Source organism: Desulfosarcina widdelii, from assembly GCF_009688965.1.
GTDB lineage: Bacteria > Desulfobacterota > Desulfobacteria > Desulfobacterales > Desulfosarcinaceae > Desulfosarcina > Desulfosarcina widdelii.
Genome location: NZ_AP021875.1, coordinates 3617265 through 3635066, shown reverse-complemented (window position 1 = coordinate 3635066; position 17802 = coordinate 3617265). Strand labels below are relative to the sequence as shown.

The following is a 17802-nucleotide window of genomic DNA, read 5'->3' as shown; positions in this document are numbered from 1 at the left end:
GCATCAACCGTCTGACCGGGCCTGGACGATCAGGGCATTGACCACGGCGGCGGCCACGTTGGAACCGCCTTTGCGGCCGACGTTGGTGATATAGGGCGTGTCCAGGTGCAGCAATTCAGCCTTGGATTCCGCCGCATTGACAAACCCGACGGGCAGGCCGACCACCAGCGCCGGGCGGGTCCTGCCCTGCCGGATCAGTTCGATCAGCCGCAACAGCGCCGTGGGAGCATTGCCCACGACGTAGATGCCGTTGTCCAGCTGGTCGGCCACGGCATCCACGGCCGCCTTTGCCCGGGTGATTCCTTTGTCGGCGGCCAGCCGGGCGATCCGTTCGTCCGCCATGAGGCAATGAACCTGCCCCCCGAACGGTTCGAGCTGGTTCTGCCGGATACCGACGCGGGCCATGTTGGTGTCGGTGAAAATCGCGCTTCCGCTGCGGATGGCGCCGATGCCCGCCGTTACTGCCTCCGGGTGAATGCGGGTGTCTTGGATGTACTCGAAATCCGCCGTTGTATGAATCATGCGGCGCACGATGGGCCAATGATCCGCCGGGTATCCGTGATCGCCGGCCTCTTCATCGATAATGGCAAAACTCTTTTGTTCGATCTCATGGGGCTTCATCCGCGGCTCTCCTCGACTTTCGGTATTTTCGGCAGGCGTCGGCAAACGATCGGGCGCACGCCGGCAGACTTTGGAAATGCAGGTGGATATAGCTTCCCAGGGTCCGGTTGACAAGGTATCCTTTCGATTTGCGTCCATCGTTGCGGCGAGAAGCGGCCGAATAGACCGAGATCGTTTCCCGGTCCGAATCGGCGTCGTCCAGATCCGAGTAGTGAAATTCATGGCCGCGCACCACCTGGCCGGTTTTGCCCAAAATACTGTCGCGCTCGAAGCAGACCTCGCGGTATCCCAGGGTGCGAAGCCTGGTATGCATGCGGGATCGAAAGGCAAAGCAGTTGCACATGGGATGCACCCGGTTTTCCGTGTCCCGCAGGTCCCGGCACAAATACATAAAGCCACCGCACTCGGCATAAATGGGCATGCCCTTCCGGCTGGATCGATAAATGGCCTCACGCATGCCCTGATTTTGCGACAGCCGTTCGGCGTGCAGTTCCGGATACCCGCCGCCGATGTAAATTCCATCCAGATCCTCGGGAAGATGCCGGTCCTCCAATGGGGAAAACGGGACCAGTTCCAGGCCGGCCGCGGCCAGCAGATCGAGGTTGTCCGTATAGTAGAAGCAAAATGCCCGGTCCCGGGCAATGCCCAGCCTGGCCCGGACCGGCGCCGCCCGGTCTACAGATAATCGATCTGCAGGCAGCGGTCGTTCCCCGGCTGCCCGAATCTCCGGCAGCGTCTCCAAAAGGCGATCCAGCTCCAGGCCGGCTTCGATGTGATCGGCAAGCCGATCCAGCTGCTTTTCCGTCAGCGGACGGTCGTCCGCCGTGGTCAGCCCCAGGTGCCGCTCCGGCATCTCGAGTTGATCGTTGCGCAGCAGGCCGCCCATCAGCGGCATCTTCACGCAGGCGTCCACCGCATCTTTCAGATAGCGCAGATGCGTGTCGCTTCCGAGATTGTTGAACACCAGGCCGGCGAACCGGAGGCCGGGATCGAACCGTTCGAATCCCTGCACCAGGGCCGCCGCACTGCGGGCCATGCTGGCGGCGTTGACCACCAGGAGCACCGGCAGGTCCAGCCATTTGGCCATCTGCGCGGTCGATCCCGCCTCGTCGGTGCCGCTGAAGCCGTCGAACAGTCCCATGACGCCCTCCACAACGGCGACATCGCACCCTTGGGTGTGGCGCTGAAAAATTGCCTGGTTGGCGGCGCGGTCCAGCATCCAGCCGTCCAGATTGCGGCTCTCGCGGCCGGCCACGACCGTGTGATGCCCCGGATCGATAAAGTCGGGGCCCACCTTGAACGGCGCGACGGCCAGTCCCCGGCGGCGCAGGGCGGCCATGAGGCCCAGGGTCAGGGTGGTTTTCCCCGCGCCGCTGTGGGTCGCGGCGATTACAAGTCCTTTGGGTGGTTGAATGACGGCCTCCCGTCTTTGGATGAACGTTCAGAACAAAAAATAATACGCTCCACCGACCAGGATCAGACTGACAATTCTGAAACCCTGGCCCAGCAGCAAAATCTGCAACCCCAGCCTGGGAGCGAAAATCCCCATGAGACGCGGCAACTGGTGACGCAGGGCTCGAATGGGAAAGGCCACCACGTTGCCGACCAGCAGTGCCATGACCGCCTGTTTGGACGTGATGACGCCTTCTTGCAGCATGGCGCCGGCCGCGGCGAAACCGGAGGTGAACTCGGCCGCAAAACTCAGCACCACCAGCGAAAGGGCCTCCACGGGGACGAAACGGTCGGAAACCCAATGGGCCAGCCACTGGCGTGTCCAGTCGAACACCCCGGCGCTGTTGAGCAGGAACACTGCAATGTAAATGGGCACGACATACGTGGCTACCGTGGTCAGACGTCCCGGCAGTTTTTCGCCGATGGCCTTCAAGATTCCCCGGCGTTTATCCTTGGACAGCGGGGCAGAGTTCTCCTGGCTCCAGGCCTGGCTATCGAAGATCTGCCGAAATCGGCCCCACAACAAAACCGCTGCCAACCGGATCAGGGCCGCCAGGAACGTCAGGATAAAATAGAGCCCACCGGCCCAGCCGGTGAGCGGCAGAACGATGAACACCGTGGTCGGCAAATGCAGAAAAAAAGCCGGCAACTGGTTCGCCAGGTTGGTCAGAATCAACTGCTGGCGGCTGATCTTCCCATCCTGCCAGAATTCGTAGAGCATGGCATTAGCCGCCGTCCCCGAGAAGAATGCGGTGCTGAAAGCGGCACTGCATTGCGGTCCCAGCCGGGCGAATCGAAACAGTGGCGCGCCGAGCTTGCCGATTTTGCCGGTCCATCCGGTCGCTTCGATCATCTGGCCGACGGCCAGGCCCAGGGTGATGAACGCCAGCAGGCGGACCAGGGGGAACAGCATGCGCCGGAAGACCGTGTCCCATTGGACCGACTCGAAAAACAGCGTGCCGGCCAGCAGCATGGCCATGGAGAGAACCAGCGCAATGCCCAGCCGACGAAGGGATGAATTATCCTTCCGTCGACGCATGCCGCTTTTGCCTGGAAATGATCAGGGTCCAGTAGTTGGGGCGTTCTTCACGCAATGTCTTCAAATCCCGATAAATCGTTTCGTCTTTCCGGGAACAGTTGGCCACGGCCACACTGGTGTCCAGCCGGTCGGCTTCCTCCAGGGCGCGGCAGATGCCGTCTACGTTGCGATAGGCTTTCATGAAAACGACGTTGTCCGGTTTCTGGGCAAGGGATTGAAATCGCTCGCCGCCGTTCACCCCGGAAAGGATCAGAAGGGCTTCTTCCCCTTCCACCAGGGACTGGTTGGTGGCGGCCGCAGCGGCCTGGTAGGCCGTGATACCCGGAATGGTGGTAACGGCCAGATGGGGCCAGCCGATCCTTAAATGCCGCAGGACATAGCCATAGGTGGAATAGGTCAGCGGGTCGCCGACAGTCAAAAATGCCGCACTCCGGCCTGCTTCCAGCACGGCGGCGACACGGCCCGCGTTCTCTTCCCAGGCCTTTTCCATGACTGACCTGTCTTTGCTCATGGGGAACCGGAGATCCACGATGGCCGCGTTTTCCGGAATATAGGCCCGTGCGATATCGACGGCCAGGGAATAGTCGTTCTTGGTCGAGGATGCGGTAAAGACCACCTCCATCTTCTCCAGAACACGGATGGCTTTGAGTGGGATCAGTTCGGGATCACCGGGACCGACCCCGATGCCGAAAAGTGTTCCTGTTGTCGTCATGGTCGTTCTTCTTTCATGAAAGCGTTGCCGACCCTACCGTCCGGCAGCGGCAAGCAGGCTGCCTCAAGCTCCCCCGCGATGAAATAATCGGGGTAGAGCATCTTGCCGATCCGGCAGATGCCGGCCAGCAATCGCATGGTGGGTCTTGATACCAGTTTTTCGTCGATAACAAAAATTGAATTTCGTTGCACCGCCCGAATCAGATCGTAGCCCGGCTCGGCTTTGATCGATTCCACGGTGGGGCGGTTCATGGGGCCGAACTGGGCCAAATAGACATCGATCTCCCTGCCGCGGGAAAGGATCCGCTCCTTGCCGTAATCGGCGATATTGGTGCCTCTTCGGGGCACGGCATCGCCGGCCACGTTGATTCCACCGGCTGTTTCCAGAACGAATATCGGCATGGCCGAAGGCGAAAAGGTGCGCATGCGGTCGTGAATGGCTTCGAAGTAGACCCGCTTTTTGTTCGTGATCCGGTCCGTTTGTATCCGAATGCGCCGGACGGATTTTTTGAACCGGCTTACCATTTCCTCCGCCGCCGGCTTCCGGCCGGCCAGAACCCCTAAAATCCGCCAGTAGACAAACATCTGCTCAATAGAGGAGGGCTGCAGGGAGGCCACCACGATGCCATTGGCTTCCAGTCGCCTGACAAGCCGGCTGTAGCCCCGGTCGATCATGGGGCGGATGAGCACCAAGTCGGGGCGGGCCGCTAAAAAACGTTCGACGTCGTCATGGTAGGAGTGGACCGGTTTGCTCCTGGCGGCCGCCGGCCAGTCCGCATGGCGGGGCACGCCGACAACCTGGCCGCCCGCACCCAGTTCGAATAGGTTCTCGGTGTGGGCTCCGTAGAGAGAGATGATGCGCTCGAACGGTTTTGTGACCGTGATGCGGCGCCCGTTGGCGTCTGTGATCGTATAGCCGTCAAGGACCAGTTCGGTGACGCCCAATCCAGCCGTCGGCAAAAGGATCACCAATGACAGGACAAGGAAAAATAGAAACCGCCGGCCGTTCATGATTGAACCTCCTTGCTGAAAGACACCTGCAAGGATCCGGTAAACGCACTGGGAAAGACCTGGGTATCGACTTTGAAAACGGTCTTCAGTGTTTCCGGATTTAACACGGATTCCAGCGGACCGCTGGCAAAGATTTCTCCTTTTCGCATGCAAACCAGCCGATCGCAGTACATGGCGGCCAGGTTGACGTCCTGGAGCACGGCAATGACCGTGGTGCGATCGCTTACCCGCCGGGATGCCAGATTCAGCAGCTGCACCGTATGCCGCATGTCCAGGTTGGAGGTGGCTTCGTCCAGAAGCAGTACATCCGTGGTTTGCGCCAGGCTGCGGGCGAAGATGACCCGCTGGCGTTCGCCGCCGCTCAACTGGTTGATCGGACGATTTTCGAAGCCCAGCAGGTCGGCCTCCTTGAAAATGCTGTCGACGGTGGCCAGATCGTCAGCGCCGGGACGGGTAAACCGCGGGATATGCGGATAGCGTCCCATCATGACGATTTCCCGGCAGGTGTAGGGAAAATTGATGCGAAAGTCCTGCGGAACCAGTGCGATCCTGCGGGCCAGATCTTTGCGCGAGTATGCGGCAAGGGGGCGTCCATCGAATCGGATGCTGCCGGCGTCGGCCTTCAGATGGCCGGCGAGAAGGTCAATCAGCGTGGATTTCCCGCTGCCGTTGGGACCGATGATGCCATAGAAATGGCCACCTTCGATGGTCAACGACAGATCGGCGATGACGGTTTTGGGCCCATAGGCGAATTCGATGCGGTCCAGGTCGTATAGCGCCATGCCTATCGGACCTCCCGTGTCTGCCGTTTGCGATAGATATAACAGAACACCGGACCACCGATGAGCGCGGTGATGACGCCGATGGGCACTTCCTGGGGCAGAACCGCCCGGGTCACCGTATCCGCCGCCAGCAGGAGAATGGCACCCACCAGGGCCGACACCGGTAGCAGGCGCCGGTTGTCCGGCCCGGTGACAAACCGGACCATGTGCGGCACCAGCAGGCCGACGAATCCGATGATTCCGGAGACGGCCACACACACCGCCGATATCAAAGAGGCTGCAACCAACAGGATCAGGGAGATTTTTCGCGTGGCCACCCCCAGCGATCCGGCTGTTCTGCTGCCCAGTGCCAGCAGGTTGAGGTCCCGACTGAAGAAGAGAAAAACGATCAACCCCGGAATCACCGCCGTTGCCGTCAATCCCACCTCGGCCCAGGTTTTGGATGCAAAGCTTCCCATGAGCCAGAAGATGATGATGCCGACCTGTTCATCGGCCAGGTATTTGATGAAGCTGACGCCCGCGGACAAAATGGCCGCAACGATGATTCCGGAAAGAATCAGGGCGCCGGAAGAAAAATCCCCACTGCTGGCGGTCAGATAGATGACCGCCATGAGCGTGGCCAGGGCGCCGCAAAACGCAAAAGCCGGCACCGACCAGGGGCCCAGCAGGGTAAAGTCGATCAACAGGGCGACAGAGGCGCCGAAGGCAGCCCCGGCAGAAACCCCGAGGGTGTATGGATCGGCCAGTGGATTGAGCAAAATGCCCTGAAACACTGCGCCGGAGATGGCCAACCCGCTGCCCACCAGGGCGGCGGTGAGGATGCGCGGCAGGCGAACATCCATGACCACCACCGGCGCCAGAGGGTCCAGCCGGGCAGCCAGACCCTCCAGCCCCGTCAATTGCGCGGCGATAATCCGGGCGACATCCGGAAGCGGAATGCGAACGAAGCCCGAGCCGGTTGAAATGACGATGACCGCAACAAGCAGAACCGTCATGAAAAGGACCACCCCCGCCAAAGGCAGACGCCGGCCCCGTCGAACGGTAGTTGTGGTTTCTCTTTTCTCGGTCATGGGCGGACCATTTCAATCCCGGTCGAACCGCCGGATCAGCATCGGACTAAAAATGGCTGAGCGGTCCTTCGATGTGGCTGACCCAGATATCGGCAAAGCTGTCGTATTCGGCCGTTCCCTTGAGAACCGGTATACATTGGATTCCCGCCTGGGTCAGAATCGATTTCCAGGAATCCGCTTCGTCTCCTGCCATGTCGTTTTTGGCATGGTCGCCGGCCACGGACATGAACGGCATCAACCAAACCCTCTTGATTTTCTTTGCGAGGATCAGGTCCTGCACCAGATCGATCCCCGGATACCCTTCGACGGTTCCCACGATGATATTGGGGTCTTTAAGCTGCAGTTGAAACATCAGGGCCGCGTAAAACGCATTGGAGGGATGATGCGTGCCATGTCCCATCAAAACGACGGCCTCGTCTTTTTTGCGTTTTTCGGGGATGATGTCGATCAATGCATCGACGATTTTCTCCATGTCTTCCTGCGTGGACATCAAAGGGTACCCTAAAATGATTTTCTGGAATCCACCCATCGCCTTGAATCCGCCGACGGTTTTGCGCAGGTCGTGGTACTCGGCTCCGCCGATGGTGTGCAGCGACTGCACCGCGACATGGGTGAACTTTTCATCCAGCATCCTTGCCAGAGCGACTTCCGGAGAGTCGAAATGTTTGCCCTGGCCGGCGAGTTTTTCCCGGATGATATGGGACGTAAACGCCCATCGAACGGGAATCTCGGGATACTTCTGCTTGACCTTTGCATCGAGCTTGTCGAAGGAGACTTGCGCCGATGCCTCGCTCGATCCGAAGGCCACCAGCAGGATACCCACTTTCTTGGGGGCCTTGTGGCCGTGACCGCCGGAAGCAAAACCGGCAACTGCGGTGAACAGAATCAGCGTAACGACGACGACAACGGACATCAACCTGGTTTTCATTGTTTTCTCCCTTTCTTGTAAAACACATGGTTTGTGAAATGCTTCCGGAGCCATCAAGGGAAAAAACGAAGAGAGTTTCGGCAATACCGGTAGAAGCAGTCGTACCCGCAGAACCCACAGAAAAAAATATCCCGGATCGATCTGAGATCAATCCGGGATATCCCTGTTTTATCCGCAGACATGGGCCGAGCACACTTCCGTCAACGACGTTGTCGCTCTATTCATCAGGCAGGTCTTCTGACTCTCGGATCATCCTACTCTTCGCACCTTCCCATTTCCGCTTGAAAACAGTGGTATAAGGCGAATTTCGTCCCCGATTACAGCAGCGGGCCTGTCTCCGATTCTCACGGAGTTCCCTTTCAAGCTCTACAGAGCACCTAATAAACGGTTCAATCGTTAGGACGTTTTGGTGCAGGGGTCAAGAGAAAATTGAGCTGAACGACTGATGGCTCCGGACAAAGTGTTGACGTATCCGTAAAAAATTACCATACATGTCCTTTCCAACCATAAAATATCCTCCGACCGCAAGGGAGGACAAGGAGTGAAAAGACGATGAGACTCGGCATTATCGGTCTGCCCCAGTCAGGCAAGGCCACCGTGTTCGAAGCATTGACCCGCAGCGTCGCCGCTGACGGCAACCGCCAGGAGAGCCGCATCGGCACGATCACCGTGCCGGACCGGCGGGTCGACGTCCTGAGCGAGATGTACAACCCGCGCAAGACCATCTTTGCACGGGTGGAGTATTTTCTCCCCGGCAAGGGGGATCACGGCGCCGGTGCCCAAAAAGACCAGAGCATCTGGACCCAGGTGCGCGACTGCGACGCCCTGATTCACACGGTGCGCAATTTCAGCGGCTACGGGCTTGACGATCCAGATCCAAAAGCGGATGTGACGGCGATCGACCAGGAGTTGATCATTTCCGACCTGGTGGTGGTTGAAAAACGGCTGGAGCGTCTGGCATTGGACGCACGCCGGGGCAAGAAGCCCGATCCCGAGGAGATGGACCTGCTCGATCGCTGCAAGAAGGCCCTGGACCAGGAGATTCCGCTGCGTCGGTTTGCCGATATTGTCGCGGCTAAAGTGCTGCGCGGCTTCGCGTTTCTGTCCGCCAAGCCCATGCTGATCCTGCTCAACAACGACGATGAGGACGATGCGCTGCCCGACGCCGAACGGCTGCCCGAAGAAGAGACCTGCCTGGTGATCCGGGCCAAGCTTGAGCAGGAACTGGCCCAGATGTCCGATGAAGAGGCCGACGAATTTCTGGCCGAGTTCAACATCAGCGCCTCGGCCACCGACCGGGTGATCCAGCACTCCTACGAACTGATGGGGCTGATCTCGTTTTTCACGGTGGGCGAGGACGAGGTGCGGGCCTGGACCATCCCCCGTGAAACGGCCGCCGTCGATGCCGCCGAGGTGATTCACTCGGACATCAAGAAAGGCTTTATCCGGGCCGAAGTGCTGGCCTACGATGACCTCATGGATGCCGGGACCTATGCCGAGGCCCGCAAGAAGGGGACCGTGCGTCTGGAGGGCAAAACCTACACGGTGCAGGATGGGGACATCATCAACTTTCGCTTCAACGTATGATTTTTGAGGATATGCTTGCAATTTCTAGAAAGATCGGTTTGATTGACCGGTAGGTTCTGGATCCCGTTTTTCATGTTCTATTAACCCCAATTTATGGAGTCGTCATGAAAAAAGGTGAAAAGCTCGTCATTGTAGGTTGCAGCGGGGCCGGGGGGCCGGCGGCCATGATGGCCAAGAAGTTGATGCCGGATGTGGACGTAACCGTCATTCGCAAAGAACCCTGTTTTATCGTCCGTTGAGCCCTGCCCCATGTCGTGGCCGGTCTGGCCGCGCCCGAATCCATCGTGGTACCCGACAAGATGCTTGAAGGTCCGGGTATTCATATCATCGTCGAAGCGGTCACCCGCGTCGATGCCGCCCAAAAAAAGGTCCACCTGTCCGATGGCCGTGAGCTTGACTACGACAAGCTCTTTTTAGGGATGGGCGCCAAATCCATGATCCCTCCCATCGAAGGGATCGACCTGAAAGGGGTCCTGGCCCTGCGCGGCCTTGAAGACGCGGAGAAAATCCGGACCTACATGGCCGAGAAAAATCCCCGTCATCTGGTTTTCATCGGAGCGGGGTTCATCAGCCTGGAAGTTGCCTCGCTTTTCGCATCGCTGGCCCATGGCGGCAAGCCGGTGACCATCGTAGAGTTGATGGACCGCCCCCTGCCGCTGATGCTGGATGCGGATATGGCCGCACCGGTGGCCGACTACCTCAAGGAAAAGGGGCTGACCCTGTTGACCGGCAAAAAGGTCAGCCGGATCGTCGGCAGCAACGGCACGGTCACCGGTGTGCAGCTTGATTCCGGCGAAACGCTCGAGGCGGATATGGTGTTTGTCAATGTGGGAGTGCGGCCGAATACCGAGCTGGCCGAGTCCATCGGCCTTGAAATGGGCGATTTCGGCATCAAGGTCAACGCTTTTCAGGAGACCTCCGATCCCGACATCTTGGCCGGCGGAGACTGCGTGGAGAAGATCAATTTTGTCACCGGCAAGCCCGAAGGCGGGCGGCTGAGGGGACCGGCGGTGATGCAGGGGCGCCTGGCGGCCAAGCGGCTGGCCGGTTACGACATCAAGTTCCCCGGCGTGCTCAATGCCGGCGGGTGCCAGGTTTTCGACCTGGTGGTCACCGCCACCGGTCTCACCGAAACCGATGCCCGGCGCCATGGTATCGAGACCGTCAGCGCCGTTGTCGATTCCCGCAGCAAACACGGCATGATCCCGGGAATGCAGCCCTGGAAAATCAAACTGGTGTTCGAACGCGAAAGCCAGGTGCTGATCGGCGGCCAGATCGTAAGCCATACAATCGGCCCCGCCAGGGAGATCGATGCGGTCAGCGCCTTCATTCTCGGCAAAAAGACCATCGGCGACCTGACCACGTTTACTTCCGCCTGCAATCCGGATATTTCATCGGAGCCCAGTGCGGAACCGATTACGATTGCGGCCGAGCAGGCACTGCAAAAACTGAAATAGGGAAGGGTCGGATTCGACAGCCATTCAGACTGCCTGAAATACTGTTGAGCACATGTCAGGGTCCGGGGAGCGGCTTTTGCCTGTTTTCCCCGGGCCCTGATTTTTTTTCAATAAATGTTGTGCTTCGGAAGCCTTCGGTTTAGAAAAAGCACCTTGAAAAAAGATCACGGTGAAGAGGTATGGATGAAAATCGTTAAAACCGTATGAGAGGATCTGACGGACGCTCCATGGTCAAAGAACCTGTTCTTGTTATCGACGATGCCCCTTATGAGCAGACGCTGGCGCCGGCACTGGCGGCCCTGGACTATGGCGTGGTTTTGGTGCACAGCGGTGCCGAGGGACTCCGGAAATTCGAAACCATGCAGCCGGCCTGGGTGGTTGTCGGCGACGGGGTCCATGACGCCTTGGCGCTGGTGGACGGCATCCGTCTGCAGGACAAAGAGGTTCAGATCCTGGTGACCACCACCGGGAAACTGGAAGCCGCCGTCGCGGACTTCAAATATCGAGCCGACGAGTTCATCGTTTTGCCGGCGGCTGCCCCAATGCTGTCGGTCGTGCTGCGGCGCATGGAAAAAGTTGTGCACATGCGCAGGCAAATTCGCTCTCTTTCCGACAATCCGGAAGCCCGAGATCGGGAGCGCTTGCAGGCCACCGTCGAAACCGAGCGTTTTCTGGCCGTGCGCCAGATCGTGGAAAAAATGTCGGCCTTCATCAGCCAGGTCGCCAGCGATGCCCAGGGAGGCATGCGTTATTTCAACGAACTGCCCTATTTTGTCTCCATCCATGACAAACAGTGCACGCTGCTGGCCGCCAACGGCATTTACAACCGCTACCTGGGCAATCGGCTCTACCAGAACAGTTGGGGGATCTATGCGGGCCGCCGGGCTACCCGCAACGGCTGCCCCGTAGGCCGGACCCTGCGCCACGAAAGCGTAATGAAAACGCGGGCACTGGTCCGCTACGCCAGCGGCGCCCGGGTTCCTGTAACGGTGCATACGGCGCCGATCTACGACAACGACGGCAACATCGACCTGGTCATCGAAATTTTTGCCGGCACCAAGGAGATCGAACGGCTGGCAGCAGAGAGCCGCCGGACCCACCAGCGCTACGAACAGCTTTTCAACGCAGTGCCGTCCAGCATCGTGGTGCTGGACCGACGATTTCGCATCAACGCGGCCAATCGCGCTTTCAGGGAGAACTACGGCGATCACACCGGCCGGCTGTTTTTCGACGTATTCCGGCCGGGCATTTTTCCGGCCTATCGGGACCCCATCTCGCTGACCGTGCGCAGCGGCGAGGCACATCAGGGAGACATGGTGCTGACCAACAACGAAGGGATGAAAACCAATGTAATGGCCTGGACTTCGCCGATCAAGACGGCCACCGGGAAACTGATCCAGGTGCTGGCGATTTTTGCCGACGTGACCCAACTGCGCAAGCTGCAAACCAATCTGGCCAATCTGGGGTTGATGGTCAGCACCCTGTCCCACGATCTGAAAGGCAGCCTGACCGGACTGGACGCCGGTGTGTACATGATCGATTCCGGTTTTTACCGCGACCGACCGGCGCGCATCGAGGAGGGGTTGGACACGGTCCGTCTCATGACCGAGCGCATCCGAAAACTGGTCACGGACATTCTCTACTACGCCAAGGAGCGGGATATTCATCCGGTCCCGACCGACATTCAGCAATTTGCCGGGGATGTGGCAGCCAACGTGGCAACCAAGGTGAAGGGCGCCAATATCCAGTTCAATCCCCAAATTTCCGATGTGCCGGTGGAGATGCCCATTGATGCGGATCTGCTTCGAACCGCCCTGTACAACATCATCGACAACGCCGTGGAAGCCTGCATCGAAAGTCCGGCGCCGGACCAACATCGCATCGACTTTCTAACCGAGGTGCATCCGGACCGCATTGCCTTCATCGTCGAGGATACCGGCGGTGGCATGAGCCCCGAAAAAGCCAAAACCGTTTTCGACCTGTTCTCGTCCACCAAAGGCCGCCAAGGCACCGGCATCGGGCTTTACGTTACGCGCAAGATCGTCCAGAAGCATGGCGGCACGGTTGCGGTAAACAGCCGGCCGGGCGAAGGCAGCCGATTCGAAATTGAATTACCGCGGCAGGTTGGTGGGTCTATATCCGGCAAATGAAATGGTTGGAAGGAGGACGAAGGTGGCAGACGGTTTCACAATCAGGGTGGAAGCCGACTTGGTTCACGTCGTTTTCGCCGAGCCCGTATCTTTAGTATCCATACAGCTCTTTTTTTCACAGGTGCCCGATGAGGCCCGCAATGCGGATATCTCCAAGATACTTTGCGATGCGCGCGATGTAACCGGTCAGCTCGACACCTTGCAGCGGTTTCAATATGGATCTCGAATCGCCGAAAAATTTCAAGGGCTCAAAGCTGCGTTTGTCCTGAATGAGTCTCTCATAGACCCCAATCGTTTCGGTGAAAAAACTGCGGTCAGTCTCGGGGGAAATATTCGCGTGTTCACCACCTTGGCAGAAGGTTACAGGTGGCTTGATGTGAAAAGAACAAAGGGGGCACCCATTGCCGGGTGACCCCTCTTCTTGGAACGTCACCGGCACTGGCTTGGTGACGCATGCCGCAAAATGGGTTATTGAATGGGTCGCAGGTTGACGGCTTGCTTTCCTTTGGGGGTTTCCCGGATTTCGAATTCCACCCGGTCATCGCGCTGCAGACCGAAATGGCCATACTCTTTAATGCCGGAGACATGCAGGAAAATGTCCTCGTTTTCCTGGGTGGTGACAAATCCGAACTTCTTTTTCTCGTCGTACCACTTAATGTGACCTTCCATCGGAAAAACTCTCCTTTATTGGGGTTCTTGCGCAGTGACTCAGGATGTCTTTCTGAAACAGAAGATCTGATTGTTGTCCGGTCAGATCAGATCCAGGATAGATACCCGGTGATGCACAAATGTGAGGGGGCTTCAGCCTCAATAAAACCCATCATAGGCCATTTTGCGATGGATTGCACGCGGTTTATATTCGGCCGCAAGCATGTGGACCCGCAAAGCATCCTCCGCCGGAAAGAAATCCCCAACGCTGGAAAAAAACGCCGCAGGAGCATGAAAAACCCGCTATACGGCGGTTTGTCGACGGCTACTGACGGTTGACGATGATTGCCCTTACTCAAGCGTTTTCGGCCTACCGAAAAGTCAGACATCCAGCCAGATATCCGCCTCCCCGCCGCAGTGACTGCACACGGCATGGCCGCGCGTTTTGCCCTTTTCTTTGGGCACCACGTGAGGCTCGAGGTTGGCGTCGCCCGCTTTCTGCTCTTCCAGTGTACAGGTAATCTCCATTTCGGCTTCGTTTCCGCAGTGTTTGCATCCGCAGACCTGTTTGAATTTCTTCTCTGCCATGAAAACCTCCTTGAAGATGGTGGGAAAGGGATCGGTTGACCCCTTTCCCTATACTATAGACCATTATTTCATTTTTTCCAGCGATGCCTGCTCATCGGCCGCGTCATTCTGTTACACGATATCGAAGCGGTCCAGGTTCATGACCTTGTTCCAAGCCGCGACAAAGTCATTGACGAACTTCTCTTTAGAGTCCTCGCATCCATAGACTTCTGCCAAAGCACGCAGCTGGGAGTTCGAACCGAAGATGAGATCGACGCGGGTGCCGGTCCACTTGCGTTCGCCGCTGGCACGATCAAAACCTTCGAACACATCTTCGTCTTGGCCGGTTGGCTTCCACACCGTGCCCATGTCCAGCAGATTCACGAAGAAGTCATTGGTGAGCGTCTCGGGCCGCTGAGTGAAGACGCCGTGCGGGGACTGCCCGAAGTTGGCATTCAAAACACGCATGCCGCCGATGAGCACCGTCATCTCGGGCGCGGTCAGCGTCAGCAACTGCGCCTTGTCCACCAGCAGTTCTTCGGCCGATACACTGTACTTGGCTTTGAGATAGTTGCGGAATCCGTCTGCTTTCGGCTCGAGCACCTTGAAGGCTTCCACGTCGGTTTGCTCCGGGGTCGCATCCGTGCGGCCCGGTGTGAAAGGAACGATCACGTCGAAACCGGCATTCTTCGCGGCCTGCTCGACCCCGGCGCATCCGCCCAATACAATGAGATCGGCCAGGGACACCTTCTTCCCGCCGGACTTCGCGCCGTTGAATTCCTTTTGGACGCCTTCAAGGGTTTCCAGCACCGACTTGAGCTGCTGCGGCTGGTTGACTTTCCAGTCCTTTTGCGGGGCGAGGCGGATGCGGGCTCCGTTGGCACCCCCGCGCATGTCCGAGCCGCGGAACGTGGACGCCGAGGCCCAGGCAGTCGAAACCAGTTGGGAGACCGAAAGGCCCGAGGCCAGAATCTTGGCCTTGAGGTCGGCGATGTCCTTTTCGTCGATCAGCGCATGATCCGCGGCGGGTACCGGGTCCTGCCAGATCAACTCCTCGGCCGGAACCTCGGCACCGAGATAGCGCGAGCGGGGGCCCATGTCCCGGTGGGTCAGCTTAAACCAGGCCCGAGCAAAGGCATCGGCGAATTTTTCAGGATTTTCCAGGTAGTTCCGCGCGATGGGCTCGTAGATGGAGTCGAACTTCAGGGAGAGGTCCGCGGTGGTCATCATGGGACGGTGCTTTTTCGACGGGTCGTGGGCATCGACCACCATGTCCTCGTCGTCCACATCCTTGGCCAGCCACTGATTCGCGCCGGCCGGGCTTTTGACCAGTTCCCAATCGTATTTGAACAGCACTTTCAGGTAGCCCATATCCCATTTCGTCGGGTTGGGCTTCCAGGCGCCCTCGATCCCGCTGCCGATGGTATCGCCGCCCTTGCCGCTGCCGTGGCTGCTTTTCCAACCCAGGCCCATCTCCTCGATGGGTGCGGCTTCGGGCTCCGGGCCGACCAGCGCCGCGTCGCCGGCGCCGTGACACTTGCCGAAGGTGTGCCCACCGGCCACGAGGGCAACGGTCTCCTCGTCGTTCATGGCCATGCGTGCGAAGGTTTCGCGGACGTCACGGCCCGAGGCCACGGGATCAGGATTCCCGTCCGGGCCTTCCGGGTTCACGTAGATCAGTCCCATCTGCACGGCCGCCAGGGGATTTTCCAGATCTCGGTCGCCGCTGTAACGGCTCTTGGGCTTGTCGCTCGTCGCCAGCCATTCCTCTTCGGAGCCCCAGTAGACGTCCTCTTCCGGCTCCCAGATGTCCTCGCGGCCGCCGGCGAAACCAAAGGTCTTGAATCCCATGGATTCCAGCGAGCAGTTGCCGGCCAGGATCATCAGGTCAGCCCAGGAGATTTTGCGGCCATATTTTTGTTTGATCGGCCAGAGCAGCCGGCGCGCCTTGTCCAGGTTCACGTTGTCCGGCCAACTGTTCAGGGGCGCAAAGCGCTGGCTACCGGAGCCGGCGCCCCCGCGGCCGTCACCCATGCGGTAGGTGCCGGCACTATGCCAGGCCATGCGAATGAAAAGTCCTCCATAGTGACCGTAGTCTGCCGGCCACCAGTCCTGGGAGTCGGTCATCAGCTTATAAAGGTCCTCCTTGATGGCCTTCAGGTCGAGTTTCTTAAATTCTTCGGCGTAGTTGAACGTCCGGCCCATGGGATTGCCGAGGTCGGAGTGCTGGTGAAGAATCTTGAGATTCAACTGGTTCGGCCACCAGTCCCGATTCGAGGTGCCACCGCCGGCAATGGGTTTTCTCGTTGCGCCCGTTACCGGGCATTTGCTGGCTTCATTCATAACGTTTCCTCCTTCGTCGTTTTTTGGGGGGTGGGTTGTTAAACGAACGAAAACCTGACTCGGGTGACAGTACGCGTCACCGAAATAAGGGTTATATGAAAGAATTATAACTAAAGGAAAATAATTATCAACAAAAATTTTTATTCCTCAAGGTGGATCTACCCATGTCGGGGCGCATGGAGATCTATAGATGAATCTGCGGCGTACGGCCGTTAAACATGATTGCGCAGGGCCAGCTCCAGCGGGTGCGGCTGCAGGTACGTTTGATCGGATAAATAGGGCTGGCGGTACTTTCGCACGAAATGGTTCAGCAGGGTTACGGGAACGATCAGCGGCAGATGACCGCTGCGGTAATTGTCAATCACGCTCAGCACTTCCTGTTTTTCGTCGCCGGACAGTTGTTTCTTGAAATAGCCCAGGATGTGCATGAGCACGTTAGTGTGCTTGGAGACGGTGGCTTTCAGGTGCAGGGCTTCCATCAACGAAGTTTCGTAATCGTCGTAAAGGCGGGCTGCCGCCATGGTTTTCCCCGTAGCCACCAGGCGCCCCATCTGCCGGTAGTGCTTCTGGCTGTGGGCCATGAGCAGCAACTTTTCACGGGTGTGAAACGCCACCAGACCCCCGAGGCTCCGTTTTTCATCCAGGGCTTCGCGCCAGCGCCTAAGTGCGAATATCCGTTCGATAAAGTTTTCCCTTAAACCGGGATCATGCAGCCTTCCCTCTTCTTCCACAGGGATGCGGGGAAAGCGCCGAGTGAAGGCGGCGGCAAAGATCCCCCTTCCGGTTCTTGCCGGCGGGCCTTTGTCCGAATAGACCCGGACCCGGTGCAGACCGCTGCTGGGGGAATCTTTTTTAAAGATGAAGCCGTACAGGTTTTCCCGGTCCAGTGCATCCAGCCTCTTTTCCACCCAGGTCTGCATGCGCTCGGTATGATCGATGCCGGTCTTGTTGGTGACCAGACGCGGGTTGTCCGCAAGCCCCACCAGGCGCATGGCTTCCCTGGGAATCCCCAGGCCGCATTCGGTTTCCGGACATACGGGCACGTAAGTAAAAAATTTTCCCAATGTCCCGGTGATATAGCGGTCATGTTTGTGGCCGCCGTCGAAGCGAACCTTTTCCCCCAGCAGGCAGGAACTGACACCGATTTTGATCGTTGGCTGCATGATTTTCCTATAGGCGATCACTGCGGTGACGGCCGGTTAAGGGTCAACATCGCGTTACGCCTTTTGACCTTCTATGTTATGAATGAAAGAGAATTAGCTATAACAAAGCGCAAAAGGTGGTGCGATGCTCATTGCGAGATCGCACCACCGTGCCAGCGGTTGAAGGGATTTTTGTCTTTCGGAACGATTAACTTTTTATATACCATGCTTTTTCAGGAACTGCAAAACAGGAACCGATACTCCTGCAGGGAAATCGCATCTTGCCAGGAGGCG

Annotated in this window: 17 protein-coding genes and 1 riboswitch; of the genes, 5 read left to right on the top strand and 12 right to left on the bottom strand. The window is 58.3% G+C overall.

Going from position 1 to position 17802, the window contains the following annotated elements; all coding sequences use genetic code 11:
* Positions 1 to 3: 3 nt before the first annotated feature.
* The 8 genes from GN111_RS16785 to GN111_RS16750 are packed head-to-tail and all read right to left on the bottom strand — an operon-like array spanning position 4 to position 7614.
* Positions 4 to 621, bottom strand: a complete 618-nt coding sequence (locus GN111_RS16785; protein WP_155304849.1) for a precorrin-8X methylmutase — start codon at positions 619 to 621, stop codon at positions 4 to 6.
* Positions 608 to 2011, bottom strand: a complete 1404-nt coding sequence (locus GN111_RS16780; protein ID WP_269433855.1) for a cobyrinic acid a,c-diamide synthase CobB — start codon at positions 2009 to 2011, stop codon at positions 608 to 610. Before GN111_RS16780 ends, GN111_RS16785 begins: the two co-directional genes overlap by 14 nt.
* Before the next feature lie 51 nt (positions 2012 to 2062).
* Positions 2063 to 3112: a nucleoside recognition protein gene (locus tag GN111_RS16775; protein ID WP_155304847.1), complete on the bottom strand. Its 1050-nt coding sequence runs from the start codon at positions 3110 to 3112 to the stop codon at positions 2063 to 2065.
* Entirely contained in the window at positions 3093 to 3824 is a 732-nt protein-coding gene (gene cobI / locus GN111_RS16770; RefSeq protein WP_155304846.1) for a precorrin-2 C(20)-methyltransferase, read from the bottom strand. Before cobI ends, GN111_RS16775 begins: the two co-directional genes overlap by 20 nt.
* The gene (locus GN111_RS16765; RefSeq protein ID WP_155304845.1) at positions 3821 to 4834 is read right to left on the bottom strand and encodes an ABC transporter substrate-binding protein; all 1014 of its coding nucleotides are present in this window, start codon (positions 4832 to 4834) and stop codon (positions 3821 to 3823) included. The genes cobI and GN111_RS16765 overlap by 4 nt, the downstream gene beginning before the upstream one ends.
* Positions 4831 to 5616 (bottom strand): ABC transporter ATP-binding protein, encoded by a 786-nt coding sequence (locus tag GN111_RS16760; RefSeq protein ID WP_155304844.1) that lies wholly within the window; start codon positions 5614 to 5616, stop codon positions 4831 to 4833. The genes GN111_RS16765 and GN111_RS16760 overlap by 4 nt, the downstream gene beginning before the upstream one ends.
* A gap of 2 nt (positions 5617 to 5618) precedes the next feature.
* A complete protein-coding gene (locus tag GN111_RS16755) occupies positions 5619 to 6686 on the bottom strand; it encodes a FecCD family ABC transporter permease (RefSeq protein ID WP_155304843.1) in 1068 nt (355 codons plus the stop codon).
* Positions 6687 to 6732: 46 nt separating this feature from the next.
* Complete coding sequence (locus tag GN111_RS16750; RefSeq protein WP_155304842.1) at positions 6733 to 7614, bottom strand: sirohydrochlorin cobaltochelatase; 882 nt, start codon at positions 7612 to 7614, stop codon at positions 6733 to 6735.
* Positions 7615 to 7824: 210 nt separating this feature from the next.
* Positions 7825 to 8010: riboswitch (cobalamin riboswitch) on the bottom strand.
* Positions 8011 to 8166: 156 nt separating this feature from the next.
* On the opposite strand from GN111_RS16750, the gene GN111_RS16745 reads away from it, so the two are divergent.
* The 5 genes from GN111_RS16745 (at position 8167) to GN111_RS16730 (ending at position 13220) form a co-directional block, all read left to right on the top strand.
* Complete coding sequence (locus GN111_RS16745) at positions 8167 to 9201, top strand: DUF933 domain-containing protein (RefSeq protein ID WP_155304841.1); 1035 nt, start codon at positions 8167 to 8169, stop codon at positions 9199 to 9201.
* Positions 9202 to 9305: 104 nt separating this feature from the next.
* The gene (locus GN111_RS34215) at positions 9306 to 9440 is read left to right on the top strand and encodes a hypothetical protein (RefSeq protein ID WP_269433842.1); all 135 of its coding nucleotides are present in this window, start codon (positions 9306 to 9308) and stop codon (positions 9438 to 9440) included.
* A 15-nt stretch (positions 9441 to 9455) separates the two neighbouring features.
* A complete protein-coding gene (locus GN111_RS16740) occupies positions 9456 to 10658 on the top strand; it encodes an FAD-dependent oxidoreductase (protein ID WP_231715769.1) in 1203 nt (400 codons plus the stop codon).
* Positions 10659 to 10885: 227 nt separating this feature from the next.
* Positions 10886 to 12808: an ATP-binding protein gene (locus tag GN111_RS16735; RefSeq protein WP_170302341.1), complete on the top strand. Its 1923-nt coding sequence runs from the start codon at positions 10886 to 10888 to the stop codon at positions 12806 to 12808.
* Positions 12809 to 12830: 22 nt separating this feature from the next.
* On the top strand, positions 12831 to 13220 hold the full coding sequence (locus tag GN111_RS16730; RefSeq protein ID WP_155304839.1) for a hypothetical protein: 390 nt from the start codon (positions 12831 to 12833) through the stop codon (positions 13218 to 13220).
* Between the two features lie 56 nt (positions 13221 to 13276).
* Here GN111_RS16730 and GN111_RS16725 read toward each other — a convergent pair whose 3' ends face one another.
* From GN111_RS16725 to GN111_RS16710, 4 genes are all read right to left on the bottom strand, one after another.
* The gene (locus tag GN111_RS16725; RefSeq protein ID WP_155304838.1) at positions 13277 to 13477 is read right to left on the bottom strand and encodes a cold-shock protein; all 201 of its coding nucleotides are present in this window, start codon (positions 13475 to 13477) and stop codon (positions 13277 to 13279) included.
* 360 nt (positions 13478 to 13837) lie between these two features.
* Positions 13838 to 14044 (bottom strand): hypothetical protein, encoded by a 207-nt coding sequence (locus tag GN111_RS16720; RefSeq protein ID WP_155304837.1) that lies wholly within the window; start codon positions 14042 to 14044, stop codon positions 13838 to 13840.
* Positions 14045 to 14155: 111 nt separating this feature from the next.
* A complete protein-coding gene (gene katG / locus GN111_RS16715; RefSeq protein ID WP_155304836.1) occupies positions 14156 to 16366 on the bottom strand; it encodes a catalase/peroxidase HPI in 2211 nt (736 codons plus the stop codon).
* Between the two features lie 212 nt (positions 16367 to 16578).
* The gene (locus GN111_RS16710; RefSeq protein ID WP_155304835.1) at positions 16579 to 17529 is read right to left on the bottom strand and encodes a YbgA family protein; all 951 of its coding nucleotides are present in this window, start codon (positions 17527 to 17529) and stop codon (positions 16579 to 16581) included.
* Positions 17530 to 17802 lie beyond the last annotated feature (273 nt).